Annotated in this window: 23 protein-coding genes and 2 pseudogenes; 13 read left to right on the plus strand and 12 right to left on the minus strand. The window is 41.7% G+C overall.

What is annotated here, in order from left to right:
* Positions 1-7 precede the first annotated feature (7 nt).
* The 5 genes and pseudogenes from ACPEEM_RS10780 to ACPEEM_RS10800 all read left to right on the plus strand — a co-directional run.
* Positions 8-151, plus strand: a pseudogene (locus tag ACPEEM_RS10780) (IS1595 family transposase); the annotation flags it as partial.
* A gap of 139 nt (positions 152-290) precedes the next feature.
* A pseudogene (locus ACPEEM_RS10785) lies at positions 291-704 on the plus strand (hypothetical protein).
* Positions 659-1,021, plus strand: a complete 363-nt coding sequence (locus tag ACPEEM_RS10790; protein ID WP_424406975.1) for a nucleotidyl transferase AbiEii/AbiGii toxin family protein — start codon at positions 659-661, stop codon at positions 1,019-1,021. The pseudogene ACPEEM_RS10785 and the gene ACPEEM_RS10790 overlap by 46 nt, the downstream one beginning before the upstream one ends.
* A 78-nt stretch (positions 1,022-1,099) precedes the next feature.
* A complete protein-coding gene (locus ACPEEM_RS10795; RefSeq protein ID WP_424408261.1) occupies positions 1,100-1,312 on the plus strand; it encodes a hypothetical protein in 213 nt (70 codons plus the stop codon).
* Between the two features lie 21 nt (positions 1,313-1,333).
* Entirely contained in the window at positions 1,334-1,501 is a 168-nt protein-coding gene (locus ACPEEM_RS10800; RefSeq protein ID WP_424406977.1) for a hypothetical protein, read from the plus strand.
* Between the two features lie 565 nt (positions 1,502-2,066).
* On the opposite strand, the gene ACPEEM_RS10805 is transcribed toward ACPEEM_RS10800, so the two are convergent.
* The 7 genes from ACPEEM_RS10805 to ACPEEM_RS10835 form a co-directional block, all read right to left on the minus strand.
* A complete protein-coding gene (locus ACPEEM_RS10805) occupies positions 2,067-2,705 on the minus strand; it encodes a hypothetical protein (RefSeq protein WP_424402108.1) in 639 nt (212 codons plus the stop codon).
* A 211-nt stretch (positions 2,706-2,916) separates the two neighbouring features.
* Positions 2,917-3,675, minus strand: coding sequence for an ABC transporter ATP-binding protein (locus tag ACPEEM_RS10810; protein WP_424406979.1), 759 nt, complete (start codon positions 3,673-3,675; stop codon positions 2,917-2,919).
* Positions 3,676-3,683: 8 nt separating this feature from the next.
* On the minus strand, positions 3,684-4,625 hold the full coding sequence (locus tag ACPEEM_RS10815; RefSeq protein WP_424402110.1) for an iron chelate uptake ABC transporter family permease subunit: 942 nt from the start codon (positions 4,623-4,625) through the stop codon (positions 3,684-3,686).
* Positions 4,615-5,571 (minus strand): ABC transporter permease, encoded by a 957-nt coding sequence (locus tag ACPEEM_RS10820; RefSeq protein ID WP_424406981.1) that lies wholly within the window; start codon positions 5,569-5,571, stop codon positions 4,615-4,617. Before ACPEEM_RS10820 ends, ACPEEM_RS10815 begins: the two co-directional genes overlap by 11 nt.
* A 73-nt stretch (positions 5,572-5,644) precedes the next feature.
* A complete protein-coding gene (locus ACPEEM_RS10825; RefSeq protein ID WP_424406982.1) occupies positions 5,645-6,565 on the minus strand; it encodes a siderophore ABC transporter substrate-binding protein in 921 nt (306 codons plus the stop codon).
* 61 nt (positions 6,566-6,626) lie between these two features.
* Positions 6,627-8,240: an alpha/beta hydrolase-fold protein gene (locus ACPEEM_RS10830; RefSeq protein ID WP_424406984.1), complete on the minus strand. Its 1,614-nt coding sequence runs from the start codon at positions 8,238-8,240 to the stop codon at positions 6,627-6,629.
* A 52-nt stretch (positions 8,241-8,292) separates the two neighbouring features.
* Positions 8,293-10,401, minus strand: coding sequence for a TonB-dependent siderophore receptor (locus ACPEEM_RS10835; RefSeq protein ID WP_424402114.1), 2,109 nt, complete (start codon positions 10,399-10,401; stop codon positions 8,293-8,295).
* A 175-nt stretch (positions 10,402-10,576) separates the two neighbouring features.
* Between ACPEEM_RS10835 and ACPEEM_RS10840 the strand changes: the two genes are divergently transcribed.
* Positions 10,577-11,485, plus strand: coding sequence for a helix-turn-helix domain-containing protein (locus ACPEEM_RS10840; RefSeq protein WP_424406986.1), 909 nt, complete (start codon positions 10,577-10,579; stop codon positions 11,483-11,485).
* A 94-nt stretch (positions 11,486-11,579) separates the two neighbouring features.
* On the plus strand, positions 11,580-12,629 hold the full coding sequence (gene ansB / locus ACPEEM_RS10845; protein WP_424402116.1) for an L-asparaginase 2: 1,050 nt from the start codon (positions 11,580-11,582) through the stop codon (positions 12,627-12,629).
* Between the two features lie 232 nt (positions 12,630-12,861).
* Here the strand turns inward: ansB and torD are convergent, their stop codons facing one another.
* The 5 genes from torD to ACPEEM_RS10870 all read right to left on the minus strand — a co-directional run bounded on the left by torD (position 12,862) and on the right by ACPEEM_RS10870 (position 19,531).
* Positions 12,862-13,449 (minus strand): molecular chaperone TorD, encoded by a 588-nt coding sequence (gene torD / locus ACPEEM_RS10850; RefSeq protein ID WP_424402117.1) that lies wholly within the window; start codon positions 13,447-13,449, stop codon positions 12,862-12,864.
* The gene (gene torA, locus ACPEEM_RS10855; protein ID WP_424406988.1) at positions 13,446-15,917 is read right to left on the minus strand and encodes a trimethylamine-N-oxide reductase TorA; all 2,472 of its coding nucleotides are present in this window, start codon (positions 15,915-15,917) and stop codon (positions 13,446-13,448) included. The genes torD and torA overlap by 4 nt, the downstream gene beginning before the upstream one ends.
* 10 nt (positions 15,918-15,927) lie before the next feature.
* A complete protein-coding gene (torC, locus tag ACPEEM_RS10860; protein WP_424406990.1) occupies positions 15,928-17,106 on the minus strand; it encodes a pentaheme c-type cytochrome TorC in 1,179 nt (392 codons plus the stop codon).
* A 10-nt stretch (positions 17,107-17,116) separates the two neighbouring features.
* Positions 17,117-17,275, minus strand: a complete 159-nt coding sequence (locus ACPEEM_RS10865) for a periplasmic nitrate reductase, NapE protein (RefSeq protein ID WP_424402120.1) — start codon at positions 17,273-17,275, stop codon at positions 17,117-17,119.
* 249 nt (positions 17,276-17,524) lie between these two features.
* Positions 17,525-19,531 (minus strand): BCCT family transporter, encoded by a 2,007-nt coding sequence (locus ACPEEM_RS10870; RefSeq protein WP_424406992.1) that lies wholly within the window; start codon positions 19,529-19,531, stop codon positions 17,525-17,527.
* Between the two features lie 275 nt (positions 19,532-19,806).
* Here ACPEEM_RS10870 and ACPEEM_RS10875 point away from each other — a divergent pair, with 275 nt between their 5' ends.
* From ACPEEM_RS10875 to mobB, 6 genes are all read left to right on the plus strand, one after another.
* Positions 19,807-20,061 carry a succinate dehydrogenase assembly factor 2 gene (locus ACPEEM_RS10875; protein ID WP_424402122.1) on the plus strand — a complete coding sequence of 85 codons (255 nt, stop codon included), beginning with the start codon at positions 19,807-19,809 and terminating at the stop codon, positions 20,059-20,061.
* Between the two features lie 121 nt (positions 20,062-20,182).
* Positions 20,183-20,758, plus strand: coding sequence for an RNA polymerase sigma factor RpoE (gene rpoE / locus ACPEEM_RS10880; protein WP_424402123.1), 576 nt, complete (start codon positions 20,183-20,185; stop codon positions 20,756-20,758).
* Between the two features lie 43 nt (positions 20,759-20,801).
* Entirely contained in the window at positions 20,802-21,395 is a 594-nt protein-coding gene (locus tag ACPEEM_RS10885; RefSeq protein ID WP_424402125.1) for an RseA family anti-sigma factor, read from the plus strand.
* 61 nt (positions 21,396-21,456) lie between these two features.
* A complete protein-coding gene (rseB, locus tag ACPEEM_RS10890) occupies positions 21,457-22,407 on the plus strand; it encodes a sigma-E factor regulatory protein RseB (RefSeq protein WP_424406994.1) in 951 nt (316 codons plus the stop codon).
* A 13-nt stretch (positions 22,408-22,420) separates the two neighbouring features.
* Positions 22,421-22,852, plus strand: coding sequence for a SoxR reducing system RseC family protein (locus ACPEEM_RS10895; RefSeq protein WP_424406996.1), 432 nt, complete (start codon positions 22,421-22,423; stop codon positions 22,850-22,852).
* Positions 22,853-22,904: 52 nt separating this feature from the next.
* A complete protein-coding gene (mobB, locus tag ACPEEM_RS10900; RefSeq protein WP_424406998.1) occupies positions 22,905-23,414 on the plus strand; it encodes a molybdopterin-guanine dinucleotide biosynthesis protein MobB in 510 nt (169 codons plus the stop codon).
* Positions 23,415-23,420: the final 6 nt, after the last annotated feature.

The following is a 23,420-nucleotide window of genomic DNA, read 5'->3' on the forward strand; positions in this document are numbered from 1 at the left end:
ACCATTTAATGCTCTTTTAATTGGAGTAAAGAAAACCTTAACGTTTCAGATTCTATCGGAATTCTCAAGTCGTGAAGAAACTTGTTGCTACCTATGCTGAAAAGCAGGAAGTCTCATTCACGCAGACGAAAATTCCGCTTATGATGAATTAAAAGCTGAACCAAACCGATATTTTACCGTGAATGAACTGATTAAAGGCGTTGTATAACGGTTGGAAATTAATGTGATGGACGTGAAATGGAAATTCAAAGATAATTAGCTTAAAACATAATCAAATTTAAGGAAAAGTGATGCTATATATCCCTCAAACACGCCCTGAGTGCTATGTAAGTAGCATTGTGGCATTAAACGACAACGCCTATCCGCAAGATTTCTACATTTACGGTGAAAACCAAAAACAAAACACTAATCATCTACTAGGTAATCTAGGCGTAATTGATGGTACTAAGCGATTAAATGAAATTGGGTATTATCCTGAAAACCTTCCTGTTTGGCTTGCTGAGCATCCAAGAGCTTGCGTGGATTATCTCTAAACTGCCGTGCTTCAAACAGGTTCAATCGGGCGTGTTCTTTTAAACGACAGGTTCCCCAATGATGAAGATAAACAGTCGGTTTACGATTTGCTGAACCAAATTGAACCATATTTAACCGAACAAGAATGGGAAAACTTACAATTATGGAAACGCAAAAACCCGATAATCTAATGCTCACGGAACGTGATAAATATCACGAAAAATTGATGGTGAATATCCTAAAAAATCTTTCTGATACACCTTTGGTTCTAAAAGGTGGAACCGCACCTTATCTCGGTTACGGATTAAACCGTTTTGCCGAAGATTTGGATTTTGACTCAGGTAAAAAGCTGAATTTGCTCAATAAAATTAAAGCTTCCGCTCCGCACGGTATTATTGACGATATTAATGTGAAAAAAGATACGGACACGGTGAGCCGTTATATTGTGAATTATCATATCTGTGATACAGGTGTCAAAGATGCACTAAAAATGGGGATTTCTTACTGAATACTAGCATCAGATGGGTAAATTACGGTTAAAGATGATATCCGTTTTTCATCGGTAGGACGCATCATTGATAATAAACTGCATGTAGCCTATGATGGCAATGACCCCCGAACAAAAGGACATGATTTATTTGATTTACATTTTTTAGCAAGCCATTATGCTAAACATTTTGATTTTGAGCTTACCACTCGCTTAAAAGGCTTTACACAAAATCCTGATAAATTAGTGAGCTTATATCGAGAAGATATTGAAGCCGATCCATTACTTAATAAGATTATGGACGTTGAATAAATTGCACTTGAGCTAAATGAAATGGCAGAAACCATTTATTTCACGCAACAAATGCAAAATTACCTAGCAATGCAAGCATTAACGCTTAATGCTCAAAAGCAATTTAAAGCTTTACTAGATGAAGAAACAAATAAGAAAGAAGAAACAAAACAAAATGTTGTGTCGCCCTCGCTCAAAATGAAATTCTAAATGACAAGAGCGATATTTCTACCGCTATTTACCCCTGTTTAAAGCGGTTTTAACCACCAAAATCTTGCCGCACATTCTACAATGCCTTGCTTATGTAACCAAAGCAAAATCCGATTAATTGCTTTAGTACTTATCTCCAATATCCACAAATTGAGGATTTCCTGTGAGTGTGAAGACCTTTTCTGCTATCTCATCGCAAAACAGCCATTAATGGAGCATTTGTTTTTGCTCAATGGCTTTTTGAATAATTTTGCAACATTCTTAGTATTAGGAATATCAAAGTGAATTGACAAAGAAAGATATCCCACTTGAGATATAAAAATATCTCTTTTTTGTTAATTTATTTATCAATATTAAACTGATTAGAGGTTAATATTTCGTTGTTAGGTTCTAGAATATTTTTTATATAGCGATGACTGAACGTGCAAAAATTGAGGAAAGCGATATGGTGTCATAATGGACGTATTTTTTATGGGATAAATTTAAGGCATAAACGAATTTTTATATGGAAATCCCTTTAAATATAAAAAAAGTGCGGTCATTTTTCCGCACTTTTTGTTTTGGCTTATTTCACAAACCCACTGAATTCTAATTCATAATTGTCGCCATCTCGATTGTAGGAAATAAAACGGGGGAATTGTTCGTCTGCAAATTTTTTTACTACGATATCTTTATCACCTGTTTTAAATTGGTAGGTGATTTCGGTTTTTTCTTGTTTGTTGTATTGAATTTGTGCTTCGCTTTTTTTCACAAAGACATTACGCATAGGATACAGTTTTTTACCGTTGGTAATTTGAAAATTAATCGGTAATTTATCGTAATAACTCAATTGAAATGCCATAGTGAATAAGTCAAAAGTGGGTAATTCCAAGGCTTTTTTGGTTAAACCATTTTTGATTTTGCCGTATTCAATCGTGTTGTCTTGAATGATTGATGTCGCATAAGCTTTCCCATTGCGGACATCTTGATAATTTAACATATTGAATTGTTTGCGATTTTGTGTGCCTTTCGATAAAAACTCAATATGATAAAGAGGCACATTAATTTTGGCATCGACAGAATACTGCGAGCCATCTGCTTTAAAATGTACATAGGCTGGCATGAGATAATTTGAACTGTATTTGATGTTGAAATCGACGACATTTGCCCATGCATTTGGTAAATAACATAAAGCGGAACATAACAAAATCTTTAAAAATTTCACCGCACTTTCCTTTTCAATTCTGATGATAAGTTGTCAACATGCTCACTTTGATGAGAATCATACCCCGTGGCGATGTTGTGTGTATGGTGTTTGACAACAACATGGGGGAAATAATTCCCACAGCGTGGAAAAACACCCCGTTGGCGTAACGTCAGATAATAACGCCAAAAATGATGTGAAAAAATCACCGCACTTTTTATTTACCTTAGCCCTAGAGGTGAGAAATTATCACTTTTTTCTGTTTATAGTCGATTAATGCTACATCTAAAGAAAAAATGTGTTGGATATGTGCTTTTGTGAGAACCTCATCGGGGGTGCCGACTTTTTCGATATGCCCTGCTTTCATCGTGACGATGGTGTCGGCATAGGCGGCAGCCATATTAATATCATGCACCACCATGACGGTGGTGAGTTTCAGCTGGTCGGTGAGTTGGCGGAGTAAACGCATTAATTCTCTGGCATGGAACATGTCGAGGTTATTGAGGGGTTCATCAAGCAAAATATGCGATGTTTGTTGGCAAAAGGTCATGGCAATTAAGGCACGTTGACGTTGTCCACCAGATAATGCCGTTAAAAAGCGTGGGGCAAGATCCGTTAAACGAAAGCGATCAAGCATTTGTTCGACCACTTGTTTATCTTCTGGTTGAATGTTGCCTTGATGATGAGGATAACGTCCAAACATCAGTAAATCACGTACGGTGATGCGGCTATGAAGGGTATTTTCTTGGGTTAAAATGGCGAGATGTTTTGCAATCTCTTTTGAGGGCGTTTGCTGAATATCCATGCCATCTAAAAGAATTTTTCCCGTTTGAATAGGTTGTAAACGAGCCATTAAAGCGAGCAAGGTGGATTTCCCCGCACCATTCGGTCCAATCAGGGCGGTGATGCCACCATTGGGAATGGTGAGGTTGATGTCTTTTAAAATAGGCTGTTTGCCTAAGTGGTGGTTAAGTTGCTGAATTTGGATCATATCCGTCTCTAATAGCCTTTGCGTTGTGTGAGGAGTAGGGCGATAAACACAATGCCGCCAACAAATTCAATGACAACACTGAGTACCCCATGTAATGCCAGTAGGTGTTCAAAAATCACTTGTCCGCTAATCAGTGTAATGGCACCGATGAGAAAGGTGATGGGTAGGCGTACACGGTGCTGAATGGTGGGGCTGACAAGATGTGTGATGGCACAAACCAGTAAGCCGAGAAATAAAATGGGTCCGACTAATGCCGTGGAAATGGAGACTAACAAGGCACAACAAATCAGTAATTGTTTGGAAAAATGTGAATAGTCTAGCCCTAAACTAATGGCGTGGTTTTTACCTAATAAGAGCAGATCTAATTGATGTCGTTGTTGCCAGATCCAAATGGCACTGAGCAAGGCAATAACGACACCTATCCCTAATAATTCAGATTTTACTGTATTAAATTGGGCAAAGCTGGCACCTTGAGCTACGGCAAAATCGGTGGGATCGATGAGGCGTTGTAATAAATTATTTAAACTGCGAAAGAGTACGCCAAAAATCACACCGATTAAAATCATGCGTGTGAGGTCTTGTTGGTGGTTGAGGCGACGAAATAATAAGAGTGAGGCGGCGAGCATGAAACCGCTTTCAAACACAAATTTCAGGCTACTATTGAGCTGACTGAATCCCACGCTACCTAAGAGGAAAACCAATAAGGTTTGTAGCAGTAAATATAAGGCGTCAAAGCCTAAAATACTCGGGGTGAGAATCAGGTTATTGGTTAAGGTTTGGAACAATAAGGTGGAAATTCCAATGGTATACGCAATGGTGATGAGCAAGAGCCATTTTTCCCCCCGAAAACGTAACGCAAATGCCCAATCTTGCACATTGAACAGCATAAAGGTGAGGCTACTGAGTAAAAATAACAGGCTAAGCAATGCCAGTAACGGTTTAGTCCCCATATTGTTTTCCTTTATATAACAAATACAGAAATAATAGGGTGCCGAGTACGCCGAAAATAGTGGAAATCGGAATTTCATAAGGGGCATTTAAACGGCGACCGATAATGTCGCAAGCCAGCACTAAATTGGCACCCAATAAGGCTATGGCGGGGAGATTTTGGCGGAGTCGGTCGCCCGCAAGACGAGAAATAATATTCGGCACCACCAACCCAATAAACGGAATTTGCCCTACGGTAACCACGATCACGGCGGTAATCATAGCCACGAGAAAGAATGCCAACCAAATTAAAAAGGTGTAATTAATGCCGAGATTGATGCTGATATGCCGTCCTAATCCTGCGATGCTTAATTGATCTGCCAATACATAAAGCATGAACGCAAAGCCTGCAGTGAGCCATAATAATTCGTAACGTCCCGCTAAAATGCCTGAAAAATCCCCTGAAAACCAAATGGCGATGAGCTGTAAGGTATCCGTTTGATAGGCAATAAATGTCGTGCCTGCTTCAATGACATTGCCAAAAATAATTCCCATGAGTGGCACTAATAATTGTTGTTGTGGGGGAAGACGTTGTAGTAATAGGCTAAAGATTGTCATACCAAGCAAGGCAAAGAGGGTCGCAATGGACATTTTGGTGAGTAGGCTGGTGGCAGGGAAATACAAGCTGACGAATAAAATGCCCAATGCCGCACTTTGGCTTGCACCAATCATGCTGGGTTCAAGAAAGCGGTTTTTTAGCACAATTTGCAGCACCATGCCAGAAATGGCAAGGGTGGCACCCACTAAGATGACCGCAAGGGTGCGAGGCAGGCGGCTGATGAGCAACAGATTGATTTGTTCGGGGGTTGAGAAAACGGCAAACCAGTCAAAATCTGCTACCCCTGTTGCAATGCTAATGGGTATCAACAGGCATAAGCACAAAACTTGAAGACGATTGAGTGATAACATGGTGTTAGACGAAAACGAAAAGTTGTGCGGTCTGCTTCGTTAAAACATGTTGAAAACAGACCGCACTTGAGGACTACTTTTTCTCAAAGGCTTGTTTGATATTGGTTAAATCGGTGCGGATTTGTTCCACGCCGCCGGGGGCGAGATAAGCCGCACTGCTTAGATAAATCACTTGCCCTTTTTTCCATGCGGTGGTTTGGCGAACTAATTCATTGTCTAGGGTTTCTTGTGCGGATTGCCCTTCTTTGCCAATGGAGGCAAGGCGATCTAGCACAAATAACCAATCTGGATTGACTTTTTGGATCAGCTCAAAGGAGATAGGTTGACCATGCCCACCGCCTGTAATATTAGGATCGGCAAGGGGAACCCCTAAACTGCTGTGAATCCAACTTAAACGATAGCCAATACCAAAGGCAGAAATTTTGTTACCGTTAACCAACACAATTAAGCCATTTCCTTTGCCTTTTACGGCTTGTTGAGTGGCTTTGAATAGGTTGTCGATTTCTTGGTGTAAGGCTTGGGCTTGGGCTTGTTTATTAAATAATTTCCCAAAGCTATCAATACGTTGTAAGGCACTTTGAATTAAGTGATCGCCACTGTCGGTCATGTCAATGGTCGGGGCGAGTTGTTTTACTTCATCATATTTTTTCGCCGTACGTGTACCAACAATAATCAATTCTGGCTTGAGGGCATACAAGGCTTCCATATTGGGTTCAAATAAGGTGCCGACTTTTTTCGCTTGTTCAAAAGTCGGTTTTAAATACGGCAAGGCTTTAAGGGCTTCAGGTGCCGCATCAATTTTGACACCCAGTGCTTGCAAGGTATCTAAACTGCCTGTATCAAACACCGCAATAGGGGAAGGATTGCGTTTGAGCGTGACTTCGCCTCGTGCAGTGGGAATGGTCACTTCTGTCTTTGCCTGTGCCACATGGCTAAAGGTGAAACAGGCGAAAAAGAGGGCGTAAGTGAAAGTGAATAAAGGGGATTTTCGCATAAATGACCGTCCTTAATTTGAATGAGAATCATTATAATTCATTTTAACAAAAATGAAACAATTAGTTTTTACAATCAGTGAGAAGGGATGTTAAGCCTTCACTGATGATGCCTTGCCAAGCAAGATAGCCATGTGCGGTGGCATATTCACGATAATCCACTTGGTAACCTTTCGCCATTAACACATCTTTAAGGTGTCTTGAGGTTTGTAAAATTTCGGAACGTCCACGTTCAAAATAGCCAGCACTGATAAAAAAGCAGAGTGGTAGCTTTTCCCGTTGTGCAAATTGATGTGCGATAAAATGGCTTTCGCTACTCGGCGTGCCTTTCGGGTGCCACCAAAATGAGCCCGATAAAATCAAGGCTCGCTGAAAAAGCTGTGGAGAATGTAAGCTTAAATAGGCAGACGCTAAACCACCGTAACTGGAACCCGCAATAATGCGTTGCTTAACCTGCAAGGGGATTTGCTTTTCCACAAAAGGCAATAGCTCTTGCGTGATGGCTTGGGCAAATTTCGGGTTGGGTGGCAACTCTTGTGCCCGTGTTTGCATTGAGGGATTTTCGATAAACACCGCCACCACAGGGGGAATGACTTTTTCGGCAATCATGTTGTCGAGAATCGTTGGCACGGGCACTTGCTCGGTATATTCCACCCCATCGAAGACATATAAAACAGGGTAGGCATTTTGGGGTTGAAAATGGGCTGGCGTATACACAAACACGCGACGTTTGTTGGCTAAGAGTTGGCTTTCAAAGATGAAGGTGGTGAGCTGACCTTTCTCCCTTGCTGTTGGCGTTAAATAGCGTTGCGTTGGGGCGTTCGGCAAAATGAGCTGTGAAGCATAATGAAATTTATCAAGAGGGTGTAAAGGCTGCTGTGCAGCGGGAAAATACGGATAACGATTGAATGGATCGGCTTGTGCGGTGGCTAAAATCGCACGGCGTTGTTCAACGGCTGACACTGGCAAGGTTGGGACATCAGGGGCTAAACGATAGCTGACATGGGTTTCATTAGGCACGCGATAACTTTTAAACCAAATATCGGTGCCTGGCATTTTTTCCATAAAATCATGATCTTGGCTTGGGCCACCAAAAATCCGTACATTGTGTTTTGCCCCTCGCCATAAAAAGGTGACCCGACTGAATTGATCATCAATGGGTTCAATAAGCGGTGTACCTTGTTTTTCCACTTCCGTCCAGAACGTGTCGAGCAATGTCGCCACAGATTGGCTCAGCTCGGCAGGGGGCGTGGCAAGGCTGGCAAAGTGCGGTGCATTTTGCGAAAGTTTTGTTAGGGCGAGGTGCAATTGTTGGAGCCTTTGGTTTTCATAAACCAGAGGCGATGTTTGTTGTTGGATAGGAAAATGTTGCAAAATCTGCAATGTTGCATCCTGTTTACGCAAGGGCTGTTTTTCCCCTTCTAAGATAAATTTACCCATTCCTTGACTCGGTGAGGTGAACATAAATTCTTGTTTATCATAAACATGTTCAAGCAATACCCGTTGGGTTTGATCGGGAAATTGAATGCTTAACCGTGCACTGTTATCTTGGTTATTGAGCAGGCGTAATTCCCCTTTGACAAAATCCTCTTGTGCAAGTGAGATTTCCGCGATTGGCTCGGCGAGCAAGGCAGCACTATAAAAAAAGGGTAAAAAATAAGCGGTTATGGGTTTCATGAATGATCCTCATTCCCCATCAAGTCGCGACGGATTGATGGGGATAGGCGAATTAAAAACGGTAGTTAGCGGTTAGGCTGATATTGCGTTCTTTGCCGTAGAAACAGGCATTATCATTGGCACAACTGCTGACATACTGTTTATTCGTGAGATTTTGAATATTCAGTTGTAAATCCATATTGATGTTGAATTGACGAGCAAGATCGTATTGGATCGCCATATCATAGAGGGTGAAATGTGGCACTTTAAAGGTGTTGGTATTATTTCCCCATGTGCTACCAAAATAGCGAATGCCACCTGCTAATGCCAAGCCGTTTAATGCCCCTGTATTGAACTGGTATTTTGTCCAAAATGATGCTTGATGGCGTGGAATTCCCCAAGGTGTTTTGCCAATAGTGTGCTTATCTGGCGATGCCTTAATGGTTTTCTTAATCTGTGCATAAGTGGCTAATAAAGCAAGTTGCTCACTGAGTTGGGCAGACACATTGACTTCCGCCCCTTGGATTTTCACTTTCCCGATTTGTTTATACACTTTGAGTTTCGGATCGTTTTCCACTAAATCTCGTTGGGTAATTTCAAAGCCAGCTAGGGTTAAAAAGAGGCGTTCGTTCGGTTGGTATTTGACCCCAGCTTCCCATTGTGCTGCTCGGGTGGCATTGAGGGGATTGCCTTTTTCGTCCGTGCGTGTGGTCGGCATAAATGAGGTGCTATAACTGAGATAAGGGGCAAGTCCGTTATTGAAGTTATAGATAGCCCCTGTTCGCCAAGTGAATTGTTGATCAGCGTTTGAGGTGCTTTTGGCTTTTAGACGATCTTCATTACGCATGTTGACCTTATCCCAACGTCCGCCGATTAAGAGATCTAAATTGCCGATTTCAATTTGATTTTGTGCATAGATCCCAAGTTGTGCCAAGCTTTCCAAGGTGCTACGGAATAAAGGTGGGGTCTCGATGTTGAGACCATATTGTGGGTTTGCCCAATCAATGGCTGGGGCATTTTTCCCTCTTGGTGAGCTACGCATCACCGTATCATCATGCTTGTGGCGATAATCTACGCCGACTAATAACTGATGTTTTGTATTTCCTAAGGTAAAGCGATTTTCTAACTGATTATCAACCCCAAACTCGTTTTTCTCATCGATCCAAGCCCGTGCGGCACGATTTAAGGTTGTGCCTTTGCCTGCCGAAATGCCAACAAGATTTTTGAAATTTTCTTTTGAGCGACTATAACGTACGTTTTGGCGGAATGTGAGCCTGTCGCTAAATTGATGGGAGAATTGGTAACCGACATGCACTTGTTCTGTGGAAAGATGGTGGAAATTCGGATCACTTGGGAAGAAATCATAAGGGATTTTTTTACCTTCAACAGGCTCGATCATGCCTTTACGCACTAAGAAATTACGATCGCCTGCTTTGGGATGTTTGGCAAAATAGGCATACAGCGTGAATTTGGTTTGATCAGTAGGTTGCCAGAAAAGAGAAGGGGAAACTGCGCCACCTTGTTCTTTCACATAATGTTCTTTCCAGTGATTTTTTTCAAACTGACCAATCACTCGTGCAGATAAGGTTTCTGTGAGTTGACGTTCAATATCTAAGCCGATTTGATAGCGATTTTTCGTGCCCGTAATAAGCTGTAATTCCCCTTGGTTTTTCCCACTGGCTTTTTTGGTGATGACATCCATCACGCCACCGGGGTTGGCTTGTCCATACAATACGGAGTTAGGGCCTTTGACAATATCAATACGCTCAAGGAAGAAAGGACGAATGGCATAATCTGCTGCATAACTGATGCCATTGACATAGGTTGGTACACTTCCGCCACTGCTGTTATTTTTACTGCCCACGCCACGAATGGTGATTTCCATTTGTTGGTTTGAACCACGGTAGTTACTAATAATACCACTGTGATAATTCAGGGCATCAATAACATGATCCACCCCCTGATCTTTCATCAATTTATTGGAGACGATTTCCACACTCAGTGGTGTACGCATTAAGGCGGTTGTGGTTTTCATGCCTGATACCGATTGCGTAGGTGAATAGCCTGTGGCGAGGGTATCTGCACTTGCCTGAATTTCGATAGTTTTTAAGCTGTCAGCCATGCTCATGCTCGAAAAGAGAGCGAGGCTGAGTAAAGAAAATCGGAATGGGGTGTTTGCCATATTTGTCTTCCTTTAAATAATAACTATTATCAAATGTGTCGCATTATGGCATGATTTAGTTGACAAAACCTTTGTAAGAAAATATTTGATCCTATGCAAAATGAAATATTACACCCTGTATTTTTTAAGGGATTATCTCCGCGATCATGATGATTAAGCATTGAAAGGGACGCTTATGAAACAACGTAAAATCCATTTAAATCAACATTTACCTTATTTATCTGGCGACATTGAAATGAATGTTTTTCGTTCTGGGCTATCGACCAAATATTCTGCCGTCAAGGTGACTCAGGCAGATTATCAAGTCTCGGCAGGGGTGTTTAGTGCGGATTTACGTTTAGTGGTGACGTTGAGCGGTATTTCCGATATTCGTTTCGAAAATGGTCGCTTTTGGCAAGATGCACGTAAGCAACCTAAAATGGCATTTTTGCCCATCAGTCGTGATGAAAAAGGCTGGAAATACTTTGCGTGTGAGCAAGTGCAACAGGAATTTGTGGTGTTTATTAGCCGCCAATGGCTAAGAGAAAGCCTTTTTGCCGAAAGCCCTGATTTTTATTTGTTAGAACAACTTTTCCAGCAACATTTAAATGCCTTTCCCTTGTTGGCGACCAGTAACATGTTAAGTTTAGTCAAAGGGTTAACCCAGATTCATCGGGCGGAGAGTGTGGCATTGCTCGCACAAGAAAGCCATTTGTTAGCCCTGTTAGCTGAGGCATTTAAGCAGGTGATTGTGGGAAAAAGTCAGGTGTCGCCTTTGGATCTTCAGCAATTTAAAGCCCGTTTAGAGCAAGGTGAATTTGACCAGAGCAGTTTAAGTGAAATGGCAAAAGCTTGTCATACCAATGTCACCACCTTACAGCGACAGTTTAAACAATTGTATCGCATCAGCATTGGGGCTTATTTACGTCAGAAGAAGTTAGAACGAGGCTATGATGCCTTATTGCAAGGTGCCAGTGTGATGGCGGCTGCTGAATTAGCCGGTTATAGTAATCCCGATAATTTTAGCACCGCATTTCGTCGCCAGTTTTCTCTTTCGCCCCGTCAGTTAAAACAAGAAAGATTAAAATTCTTATCAATTTTATAGGGTTAGATCAAAACAGTGAGATTTTTTGTTTTTATCCTTGGGATTTATCAGGATAATAGCGAGTGGCTTATTTTGTTAATAAAAGAGGTATGAAATGAAATTTACAAAAATTGCAGTAGCCACATTATTGATGTGTGGAATGTTCAATGCGTATGCCGCAGAAAAACCACATATTACGATATTCGCCACAGGGGGAACCATTGCAGGAAGTGGGCAAAGTGCGGTGGCATCTGCTTATAAAGCTGGGCAGTTAAATATTGAAACATTGCTTGAGGCGGTGCCAGAAATCAAAAATTTAGCCAAGGTGAACGGCGAGCAAATTGTGAAAATAGGTTCACAAGATATGCATGATGCGGTTTGGCTTAAACTGGCAAAACGGATTAATCAACAGTGTCGAGAAACCGATGGTTTTGTGATCACGCATGGTACGGATACCATGGAAGAAACGGCGTATTTTCTAGATTTAACCGTGAAATGTGAAAAGCCTGTTGTATTAGTGGGGGCGATGCGTCCTGCAACAGAAAAAAGTGCAGACGGTCCTTTGAATTTATATCAGGCGGTGGTCGTGGCAACGGAGAAAAAATCCGCTGGACGTGGGGTGTTAGTGGCTATGAATGGGGAGGTGCTCGGGGCTCGTGATGTCACCAAAACTAGCACCACTGCTGTGCATACCTTTGCTTCGCCAAATTTTGGCACACTGGGTTATGTGCATAACAGTAAAGTGGATTATGAACGTTCGCCAGAAAGTAAACATACAATAAATACCCCATTTAAGGTGGACGATCTTCAGCAGTTACCGAAAGTGGGCATTATTTATGCTTATGCCAATATGCCTACTGAGCCATTAAATGCATTATTAGCAGCGGGTTATCAAGGCATTGTGGTGGCGGGGGTTGGCAATGGCAACATGAATGCCGCCAATTTAGCCTTATTAGCGGAAGCGGCGAAAAAAGGCGTGGCAGTGGTGCGTTCTTCTCGTGTGCCAACGGGGTACACCACCCGTGATGCCGAAGTGGATGATTCGCAATATGGCTTTATTGCCTCGGGGACGCTTAATCCGCAAAAAGCCAGAGTGTTATTGCAGTTAGCTTTAACTAAAACGCAAGATCCAACGCAAATTCAAACCTATTTTGATGACTTTTAAGGGCGACAGTTGAGAAGTTGTTGAGCGTGCGGGGCAATATTTTTTCAAAATGCACCGCACTTTTTGGGCTTTTCGCCTTTGTTTTTCACTTTCGCCTTCGTTTTTCACTTTCGCCTTCGTTTTTCACTTTCGCCTTTCTCACAACTGTCTCACAACAGGAAAAAATGCCACTTATCCGTGAAGATAAGTGGCATTTTAGTTTTTTCAGGGTTTCATGGCATGGAAATCTGACTTATCTCATTTCCGCTTGTAGCCATAAAATCAACAAGACCACCAAGGTTTGGTAAAGTGTGGTGGGGGTTTTGATGCGTTGTACTTTGTCATTCCATGGTAATAACCAAGGGAGCACGCCCTCTCGAATCAGGGTTTGGTAGGTGTGCCATTCTTCCATGTCTGCTAACTTACGCAGTAATTCTAAATAGACACATACATGATCACTGGGTTCTGGCTTTTCCCGATTCACTTGTAATTGGAAGCGAGCGAGTAAGTCATCTAAAAAGTGAAAATGGCTGTCGAGCTGTGTTTCTGGTAAATAGGCAGAAGCATAAGGCAATGCACTGCTGTTGCCATCTAACAGAAATAATTGTGTGTAATCGGCGGCGAGCTCTAAGTGTGGCAAGTCCACCTCTTTCAACTTTTGGAATTGTTGTTGAATGCCCATTGCTTGTACCCGAAAGCCTTGCTCGGCTAAAAAGGCAAAGAAATCATCAAACATACCTTGTTGGTATTGTGTAAATTGCTCGGCGGATAACTCTTTGCCAAGCATATTGCTCAGCCATGTATAGACAAACTGCCGTTCTTCATGGGAAAAGGGCATCATAAGCTTACCTCATATGGACCTTGGAAACCGTTGACAGCTGGTGCCTGACCAACAAATTTTTCAATATTGACTAAACAGGTATTGGCAGACACGGCTTGTGCCAAGCTTGAGCTACCAATATCTAAACTCATGGTATTGGGATCGCCATAGGTATCAATTGCCCCTACGTCTTCATTTAATGGGGAATACCATGCCCCTTCTTGTAAGCGTACAACCCCTTGTGGGAAGTTGTCGGATACATGTGCCCCAACAATGGCTTGACCACGATCGTTGTACACTCGTACTAAATCGCCGTGTACAATGCCTAAACGTTTCGCATCTTCAGGGTTGATAAACAACGGTTCACGATCTTGAATAGCATAGGTATCACGCAATTCTTTCGATTCACATAATTGTGAATGTAAGCGTTTGTCGGGGTGGACGGATTGTAGCCAGAATGGGTATGTCTCAGATTTTGGTCCACCATGCGAACGCTCGGCTTTTTCAAACCACATTGGGTGCCCTTTGCAATCTTTATAACCGTAGCTGGCAATTTTGTTACTGTAAATTTCAATAAAACCAGATGGTGTGCCTAAGGCGTGTAATTCAGGATCATCACGGAAATCGGCATGACGCACCCAAGGTTCACCTTCTGGGAATAATACATAGCCTTTTTTCCAGAACTCGGCGAAAGGTGGCATATCAAATTTGCCTTGGTTGGCTTGACGGCATTCCTCATACAATTGTGTTACCCATTCCATTTCATCCATGTTACGGCAATATTCTTTTTCTTTGCCAAAACGACGACAAAGCTCTTTGAATATCTCAAAGTCAGAACGAGAATCATACAATGGATCCACCAGTTTTTGCATGGCAATTACGCCACGGTTACTGTACGAACCATAAGCATCAATATCGTTACGCTCAAACGGGGTGCAAGCAGGTAAAACAATATCCGAGAAGCGACAGGTTGCCGTCCAACTATAATTGATGGACACAATGGTTTCTAAACGTTGGAAAGCCCGTTTCATCTTGTTGCGGTCAGAATGGCGGTGCCAATGGTTACAACCTGTGAAAATCGCCATTTTGTACGGTGCATAAGTGATTTTTTGCCCGTTATGGTGAATGGTTTCGCCTGGTTGTAGTAAGGAATCGGTGATTCTGGCACAAGGAATAACGGCACTATAACCGTGATAATCGTTGTTATCGTATTTTGGTTTTTGCCCTTCATCTAGGTTTAATGGAAAAGCCCCCGGCATGGCGGCACCCGAGCTTGGAATACCGATTGAGCTATAATGATGAGCATAACTGATTCCGCCACCCGCTAACCCAATTTGCCCTAGCATGGCGGCTAATACGGCACCCATCCAATAAGGTTGTTCACCATGTTGTTGACGTTGAATTGCCCAACCAAAAATCAGTTGTGTGCGTTTGCCAGCGAGCATTCTGGCAAATTGGCGAATTTCATCTGCACTGATGCCACAGATTTTCGCTGCCCATTCGGCGTCTTTCACTACCTTGTCTTCGCTTTCACCTAATAAATACGGTAGGAATTTTTCAAAGCCGACGGTGTACATTTCAATGAATTTTTTATCGTATAAGTTCTCAATATAGAGGGTGTGAGCCAATGCCAACATAAAGGCAACGTCGGTTTGTGGGTTGATATATTGGAAAGCACAGCCGAGATAATTTTGGGTTTTGCTTTTCACTGGGTCAACGCAGATCACGTTCACGCCTTTCGTTGCCACTTTTTCTTTTAATTGTGCTAAATATTTATAGGCTTCATGGGTTTCGCAGTTCCAGCCTACTTGCAAGTTTTTCACTGGATCACTTGCCCAGAAAATAATATTTTCACTTTCTTTTAAAATGATTTCCCAAGAGGTGCCTTGTGAATACACTTCTGTTGAGCCAAGCACATAAGGCAAAATCACTTGCCCTGCCCCTGTGGAATAATCCCCACTGGTGCTGACACTATGACCGTGCATACCTATCGCACGGATCATATGGTTACCACAACTGTGAAATTGCCCCGTTGAACGCCAGCCCACGTTGCCCGTGTGCAATGCCCATGGTCCGTAATGTTGTTGGATACGTTCTAATTCTTCATAGAATAAGTCTAATGCTTCGTCCCAAGTTACACGCACGAAACGGTTATCGCCCCGTTGTGCAGTGTTGCTGTTATGACGGTTTTTCAACCAATCCAAACGTACCATGGGGTAACGAATACGAGCATCGCTATAAATTAACCCTTTGATCCCCTTGATCATCTTTGTTGGGTATTGGTCATATTCAAAAGGTTTGATATCTACCACTTTGCCATTTTTCACTTGGGCACGAATCGCCCCCCAGTGTGAACCCGTGATTTTCCATTCACTGAGATTATCTGCCGATTGAGCAAAGGCTTTTTCAGAGACAAGGAAATTGGACATCGCAAAGGTTGCCGCCATGGCAGACATATTTTTCAAAAATTGACGACGTGATTGTTTCATATTTTCTCTCCTACTTGCTCTCAGAATGGGTGTCAAAGTCAGATGAATGCAGTTGTAAATAACGTAAGACTTCTTTACTGGTTTGTTTATCCATGTTCGTGAACCCAACCATGCCGTTGAATAACCCGATCCATGTGTTGGAATCAAAATGGGCGACTTCAGGCTGTCTATGACAGGTGCTACATTGTGTTTTATACACATTTTCTGCTACTGTCCATACTGGTTTCACATCTTCGATTAACTGTGATTTAGCAATCCACACTTGCATTTTCACTTGTTGCCACGTGAGACCTGTTAAAGGATCTTCTTGTGTGGTGAGTACCTCAAAGTGCGGTGCATTTTGCATAAATTCTTTGCTTAACACCGCATCGGTAATATTTTTACCAAATTGGTGATACCAAATACGTCCAAAGCCTTTGTTTTTCCGCCACATGGTCATTTCCACCAAATCAGCACGTTGACCCGCTTTGATAAATCGTACAGGCACAGCCGTTTCAAGCTGACCAATTTGCTCTTGCATGGCTTCATCTTTAAAGAGATTCACATTGGCTTTGCTGTAATAGGTTTTGTCTGCTTGCGGTGCTTTGCTCACTAAATTATCAAATTTCGAGGTGCTGCCTTCTGCCACGTCCATTTTCGGCAAGTGGTGTGCCACCCCTTTATGACAATCCATACAGCTTTGATCTTTGGCTGCCGCTGGCATCATGGCTTTTCTTGCGGCTTCAGACATTTTGTCGAAGTTCATACGTTCGTAACTATGGCAAGCTTTACATTCTTTGGAACCATTAGCGGCAAAGCGAGCCCATTCTCTTTCCGCCATCTCTTGACGGTGTTTTTCAAACGCCCCTTCCTCATCATATTTACCCGTAAATTCGGCAAACACTTCTCGCACCGCTTGCACTTTACGTGCATATTTTGCGGTTTTGTCATGGGGTAAATGACAGCTTGAACAGGTGGCGGTAACGCCAGAGCGGTTTGACCAATGTGCCGTTTGTTTTAATTCTTCTAACGGCTGTTGCATAGAATGGCAGCTAATACAAAATTCTTCGGTGCTGGTGTGATCCATCAAATCGTTGAATTGTTGCCAGCTTATTGCCCCCGCAATAAAGCCGATACTGACTAAAATACCCAACCCGATTTTGCTGGCTGGTTTGGTAAAAAAGCGTTTAATTAATGTCAAAAATTTCATATCCACTCCATTATGCCGTAGGTAAGCCAATGACGAACATTTGTAATAACCAAACGATCAACCCATAAGCCCCCACGCTCCCCATCATTAATAGTGGCAAAAGAATCACTGCCAAGAAAAAAGTGCTAACAACCTCTTTAAAAAGTACATTTGTTTGTTGTTTTACCATGTCTATTATCCAATCATTATTATGAGAGCGGCAGATTATACATAAGACATCAAAAGGAATCTTGAGAAGGATCAACGAAACTACCTTTTTTGAGGTAAAATGCCGAAAAAGTGGGTTTTTAAAGCGAAAAAATCCCCGAAATATAATGAGTTATATAACAAAAGTGCGGTCCTTTTTCGAAAAGTTTTTATCGGGAAATAAAAAAACGGGATATAACAAAATATCCCGTTTTGCTTTTTTAGATAATTTTTACGCTACATCATGAGTCATTAATGCATTGGTATTATCCATGGCTAAATTAATATAGCGTTCATATTGTTTTAAGACATCGGCAATCAATTCATCTTTGGTCATGTATTGCACATCGTAGCCTTCTCGTCCATCAATAAAATACGTGATAGGTTCATAAGAACGTTGTGAATCAATATTTGGCATTGCATCATCTTCTACCACCAAGTTTGAGAGTTCTCTAAATTGACATTCAATGCCATATAAGAAATTACGCAAGTTTTCCTTCATCACCACAAATTCAATTTTAGGATTTTTGCCCGTCATCATCTCAACTTGTGCATTGAGTCCATGTTTAGCAAATTCTTCTTCCAATTCTTGAAAGGCAGGTTGAGCAATTTCATCAATAAAGTTACGCACATCCGCCCGTTTTGATTGGGAAAGAATTTTTTCCAAACGGGATTTCCAATGTTTGCCCGTCCAGTTACTGCTTCCTTGTGTAAAGGTTTTACTGAAATATTGGTTATCCACCATCAGCCCTTTCCATAAACCAAAGCACAGAAGCAACATAATCAGGGTAAAAGGCAGGGCAATGACGAGGGTCATGGTTTGTAAGGCAGCTAAGCCATCGGAACGTAATAAAGCAATGGCTAACAGGGCGAGCAAGACTGCCCAGAACACACTTTGCCATTTCACACTTTTTTCTTCCCCTTGCGAGGCGATGCTGTTGATCACATAAATGCCTGAGTCTGCAGAGGTGACAAAAAATAACGCAATAATGACAATGGCTATGAAAGAGGCAATGTTGCCGAAAGGTAACAGTTCAAAGAAACCAAATAATAAGGCTTCTGTGTTGTGAGAAAGTGCGGTCAAATTTCCTGCGGTTTCGCCATCTAGCCAAATAGCAGAATTGCCGAAGGTGGTCATCCATAATGCATTGAATAACGACGGAATAAATAACACCCCTAAAATAAATTCTCGAATGGTACGTCCTTTCGAAATTTTGGCAATAAATAAGCCCACAAACGGTGCCCAAGAGACCCACCATGCCCAATACAACACCGTCCAGCCACTAAACCAGCCTTGATTTTCAGGCTCATAAGCAAAGGTGCGGAAACTTAACGACACCAAATGGCTGAGGTAATAACCTAAATTTTCGGTGAAACTGGTGAACAACAATAAGGTTGGGCCGACAACCATCACGAAAATCATTAAGGATAAGGCAAGGAATAAGTTAATTTCACTTAAACGGCGTACCCCTTTTGCAACGCCTGTAATGGCAGAAAATGTCGCAAAACACATCACGATGATAATTAAGATCGATAAAGTGGAAAAACTGCGTGAATCTATCCAGCCTAAGCTGTTTAAGCCCGCATCTAACTGCATGGCACCATAGCCTAACGTGGTGGTGATACCAAAAATGGTGCTACACAATGCACAAATGTCAATGACATGTCCCCAAAACCCAGAAATACGGTGTTTTAATAAGGGATAAAAGCCAGAACGAATGGTGAGCGGTAACTTATAACGAAAGCCAAAATAAGCCAGTGCAAGCCCAATGACTGCATAAATTGCCCAAGCATGAATACCCCAATGGTAAAAGGTCATTAACATGGCTTCTTTGGCTTTTTCGGCTTCCGAAAGTCCCTGACTTAAGGGTGTCGCATAATGTAACATCGGTTCTGCGACACCAAAATACATCAAACCAATACCCATTCCTGCCGCAAATAGCATGGCTACCCAAGAGAGGAATGGATACTCAGGGGCTTCATTGTCCGCCCCTAGACGTACATCGCCTAAACGGCTTGAACAAAGTAACACCAAAAAGAGAATAAAAATGGACACAGCTAAGACATAAAACCAACTAAAGTGGGTAAAAATCTGTTGTTTTGCCACATTTAGGGTAGTTTGTGCATGCTGTGGAAAAAAGATGCAATAAAGTGTAATAAAGAGAATTAACAAAAGACTGGGAACAAAAATGGGTGCTTTTAGTGTGCTACTGGCACGAAATGCCTTTAAAAACGTCAAAACGCCTCCTTAGTGAATGTGATTTTTTACAACGTATTAGGGTGAAAACAACCTGTTTTGTGCCAGATTGAATAGAGGAAAACGAAAGCCTATTTCGTTTTAAATACGCAGGATTTGTAGCCTAAATGAGTAGAATACGTTGACAATATAGCAAAAAATGAAGCAAATCGCAAAAATGCCCAATTTGTCATATATGATACAAAATGCGGGGGAGAGTTTATTTTACAGGCTTTCCTTGCTATATTTAGCACGTTTCATTTTGGCAAGGACATACAATGACACAATATAATAAATTACGGATAGAATGGGATTGTCGTCGTGGCATGCTGGAATTAGATAAAATCATCATGCCATTTTATCAACAACATTTTGAACAATTACCCGATCAACAAAAAGATGTCTTTATTCGTTTACTCGCTTGCACCGACTTACAACTCTTTTCGTGGTTTTTCAATCGAGGTGAAGCTTGCGATCCTGAATTACAACAAATGGTCAATGACATTCAAAAAACATTAAACTTAGCGGACTAATCACGCAATTTGGTCTTTGCAAAAAAGATTGAACTTTTTTTATTCGACACCGTCTAACTGTGTGCAAGAGCTTGCTGTCTTTAAAATATTAAGGCTTGTTAGAGGTGATATAAGAGGTTATATGGCTGAACAGCTAACAGATCAGGCTTTGGTAGAAAGAGTACAGCAAGGTGATAAAAAGGCCTTTAATTTATTGGTTTCTCGTTATCAGAATAAAGTGGCTGGGTTGCTGACTCGCTACGTGTCGCAAAACGATATTCCCGATGTTGTACAAGAATCATTTATCAAAGCATATCGCTCCATTGATTCTTTTCGTGGCGACAGTGCTTTCTACACATGGCTATACCGGATTGCCGTCAACACGGCAAAAAATTATTTAACTGCTCAAGGACGTCGCCCGCCAAATGAAGATATTTTGGCAGAAGATGCGGAAAGTTACGAAATGGGCAGTAATTTACGGGATGTGGATACCCCCGAAAATGAAATGTTATCCAATGAATTGAAAAAAATTGTGTTTGATACCATTCATGGTTTGCAAGAAGATCTTCGAACAGCCATTACCTTACGTGAAATCGAAGGGTTAAGTTATGAAGAAATTGCAACCATTATGGATTGCCCCGTTGGGACTGTACGTTCTCGTATTTTCCGTGCACGTGAAATTATTGAAAGCAAAGTGCAACCGATGTTGCAACGTTAAACACAATCCATAAGCAAAAACCAAGCGAAAGTTGGAGTTCCAAATGCAAAAAGAGTTACTTTCAGCCTATATTGATGGTGAGCACCTTAACGCTGAATTAACCGAAAAATTATGCCAAGATGAAAAGTTACAACAATCTTGGGAAAATTTTCATCTAATTCGAGCCGTGATGCGTCAAGAAACGGACGTATTATTGGGAAAAGAGTTCACCGCAAGAATGGAAAAATGCATTGAGGCAGAGGACATCAACGTGGCAAGTCCACGGGTTTCGCAGCCATTGCCACACGAGGTGGAAAACTCACCATTTATGCAAAAAATCAAAGCCTTGTTTGCACCATTGACACAAGTGGCGGTGGCCGCAGGTGTGTGTGTGGTGGCTGTGATGGGAACGCAATCCCTTCTCACCGCCAAAAATGAGGTGCCAACTCATACTGATACGCCAGTGTTACAAACCTTGCCATTTAATAATTTAGTGCAAGAAGTGAGTTATAACGCACCGATTAAAGATGTGGTGACACCAGAGCAACTTGAGCAAAAAAATAAGCGTATTGGCACGATGTTGCAAAATTATGAAGTCCAACGCCGACTTTATGCAGACTCGTTGATTCTCAATCAACAGCCGACTTCCCAGAAATAATGTTTTCGAGAGTTAAATTCACCACCTTTTGGGTGGTGAATTTGTTTTACGGTAATCAATTATGTTAAAAACATTTCAAAAAAACACCGCACTTTTTGCCGCCCTTTGCGTTTCTGCCATCAGCGTGGCACAGTCGCCATTATCTGCAAAGCAAATGTTGTTGCAGATGCCAAAAGCAGGGACGAGCTTAAATTATGAAATGGCATTTTTCAAAGCCACGCCTGTCAATATTGAATCTTTGCGATATCGCCATTTAACGCTTGGGGGAAAAAATTATGCCCAGCTTGTGTCGTTAGACGGTGCACAACATGAAATTATTCAACGCGATAACTTAATTAGTTATTTTCAAGCCAATTATCAGCCCTTTACCATTAATAGTCAGCAAATTGTCGATAGCTTGCCGACAATTATTCACAGTGATTTCAATCGTCTGGAAAAATATTACGATTTCGTGAATATGGGGCGTAATCGTGTGGCGGATCGGTTGGTTCAAACTATCCGAATTCTGCCTAAAGATGATTTCCGTTATCAATATGTCGCCTTTATTGATGAGGAAAACCATTTATTATTACAAAGTGATTTATTAGATCGAGACGGTAATCTCTTAGAGCAATTTCGTGTAGTGCATTTATATGTTGGTGAAGGCTTGAAAGGGTTAGCCGATTACCTTGAAAATATCAGTTACCCCCCTTTATTAATGGATAAAAAAGAGGAAAAAACGCCCAAGTTGAATTGGAAAACCAGTTGGTTGCCACAAGGCTTTGAGTTGATTAAACAACAAAATGGCATCGATGGCGATAGTCATGTTGAAAGTCAACTTTATAGTGATGGCTTATTCTCATTCACGCTTTATGTTGCCGATCCTATTCATGGGAATGAATTGGATAATACTTGGAAACAAGGGGCGTACACGATTTATAGCGAAACAATTCAAGGGAAAGAAGTCACCTTTATTGGTCAGTTACCGATTTCCACGGCAAAACGGATTGTACAAGACATTCAATTTAAATAAGGGATATCGCTTCATGTTAAAAGAAAGTGCGGTTGTTATTGCTTATGAAATGGGCATGGCGAAAGTCAAATGCCAATCGCAAAGTGCTTGTGGGGCTTGTGCGGCTAAAAATGCGTGCGGTGCTTCGGCACTTTCTGAGCTGACAGGGGAGGTGGGAGAGCATATTTTTACCGTTGAAACCATGATCCCCTTGAAAGTGGGGCAACGTGTTGAAATTGGTTTAGCCGAAAAATCGCTGATTTTGTCTGCTTTATTGATCTATATTGTGCCTTTGTTGACGATCCTCATCAGCACCTTGATTGCCGATTACCTTTTTTCGCATGAACTTCTCAGTGCCTTGTTTATCTTTTTTTGTACTGCCTTTTCGTTTTTACTCATCCGTATTTACGCCAAACAGCTTAATCAAAAAGCAGCCTATAAGCCAATTCTCCTCAGAGTGTTGTAATCTGCCCGCTTCCCTTTATAATGCAGCGAATAATTGAAAAAAGGATAGCGTCATGATCCCAATGTTAGGCATTACAGGTTATAGCGGCAGTGGAAAAACCACCTTGCTTGAAAAAGTCGTGCCTACATTAATGGCACAAGGTGTGCGTGTATCGGTGATTAAACATAGCCATCATAATGCACAAGTGGATAAAGTCGGCAAAGATAGCTGGCGAATGAAAGACGCTGGGGCGGCACAAGTGATTTTGGCTTGCGATCAGCGTTGGGCATTAATGACAGAAACGCCTGCTCAAACGTTGGATCTGGCTTATTTAGCCCAACAATTCGATCCCAATCTGACGGATCTCATTTTGGTGGAAGGGTTTAAGCATGAACCTATCGAAAAAATTTTATTGCATCGCCAAGCCATGAGCAAACCGTTAGACATACAAGATGAGGCGATCATTGCCTTGGCGACCGACTATCCCCTTAACTCAACCCATCACCATTTAGATATCAATAATACGGCAGAGATTGCATCCTTTATTTTGCGTTGGTATCAACAAAAGTGCGGTACAAAATAGGATTTT

The sequence above is a fragment of the Pasteurella pantherarum genome, from assembly GCF_049670885.1.
In the GTDB taxonomy this organism is placed as follows: Bacteria; Pseudomonadota; Gammaproteobacteria; order Enterobacterales; family Pasteurellaceae; genus Pasteurella.

Bases quoted from the DNA above. Each gene is read 5' to 3' on its own strand.
- ACPEEM_RS10790 (WP_424406975.1), top strand. From the start codon at position 659: ATGGGAAAACTTACAATTATGGAAACGCAAAAACCCGATAATCTAATG.
- ACPEEM_RS10800 (WP_424406977.1), top strand. From the start codon at position 1,334: ATGGCAGAAACCATTTATTTCACGCAACAAATGCAAAATTACCTAGCA.
- ACPEEM_RS10810 (WP_424406979.1), bottom strand. From the start codon at position 3,675: ATGATCCAAATTCAGCAACTTAACCACCACTTAGGCAAACAGCCTATT.
- ACPEEM_RS10815 (WP_424402110.1), bottom strand. From the start codon at position 4,625: ATGGGGACTAAACCGTTACTGGCATTGCTTAGCCTGTTATTTTTACTC.
- ACPEEM_RS10820 (WP_424406981.1), bottom strand. From the start codon at position 5,571: ATGTTATCACTCAATCGTCTTCAAGTTTTGTGCTTATGCCTGTTGATA.
- ACPEEM_RS10825 (WP_424406982.1), bottom strand. From the start codon at position 6,565: ATGCGAAAATCCCCTTTATTCACTTTCACTTACGCCCTCTTTTTCGCC.
- ACPEEM_RS10830 (WP_424406984.1), bottom strand. From the start codon at position 8,240: ATGAAACCCATAACCGCTTATTTTTTACCCTTTTTTTATAGTGCTGCC.
- ACPEEM_RS10835 (WP_424402114.1), bottom strand. From the start codon at position 10,401: ATGGCAAACACCCCATTCCGATTTTCTTTACTCAGCCTCGCTCTCTTT.
- ACPEEM_RS10840 (WP_424406986.1), top strand. From the start codon at position 10,577: ATGAAACAACGTAAAATCCATTTAAATCAACATTTACCTTATTTATCT.
- ansB (WP_424402116.1), top strand. From the start codon at position 11,580: ATGAAATTTACAAAAATTGCAGTAGCCACATTATTGATGTGTGGAATG.
- torD (WP_424402117.1), bottom strand. From the start codon at position 13,449: ATGATGCCCTTTTCCCATGAAGAACGGCAGTTTGTCTATACATGGCTG.
- torA (WP_424406988.1), bottom strand. From the start codon at position 15,917: ATGAAACAATCACGTCGTCAATTTTTGAAAAATATGTCTGCCATGGCG.
- torC (WP_424406990.1), bottom strand. From the start codon at position 17,106: ATGAAATTTTTGACATTAATTAAACGCTTTTTTACCAAACCAGCCAGC.
- ACPEEM_RS10865 (WP_424402120.1), bottom strand. From the start codon at position 17,275: ATGGTAAAACAACAAACAAATGTACTTTTTAAAGAGGTTGTTAGCACT.
- ACPEEM_RS10875 (WP_424402122.1), top strand. From the start codon at position 19,807: ATGACACAATATAATAAATTACGGATAGAATGGGATTGTCGTCGTGGC.
- rpoE (WP_424402123.1), top strand. From the start codon at position 20,183: ATGGCTGAACAGCTAACAGATCAGGCTTTGGTAGAAAGAGTACAGCAA.
- ACPEEM_RS10885 (WP_424402125.1), top strand. From the start codon at position 20,802: ATGCAAAAAGAGTTACTTTCAGCCTATATTGATGGTGAGCACCTTAAC.
- rseB (WP_424406994.1), top strand. From the start codon at position 21,457: ATGTTAAAAACATTTCAAAAAAACACCGCACTTTTTGCCGCCCTTTGC.
- ACPEEM_RS10895 (WP_424406996.1), top strand. From the start codon at position 22,421: ATGTTAAAAGAAAGTGCGGTTGTTATTGCTTATGAAATGGGCATGGCG.
- mobB (WP_424406998.1), top strand. From the start codon at position 22,905: ATGATCCCAATGTTAGGCATTACAGGTTATAGCGGCAGTGGAAAAACC.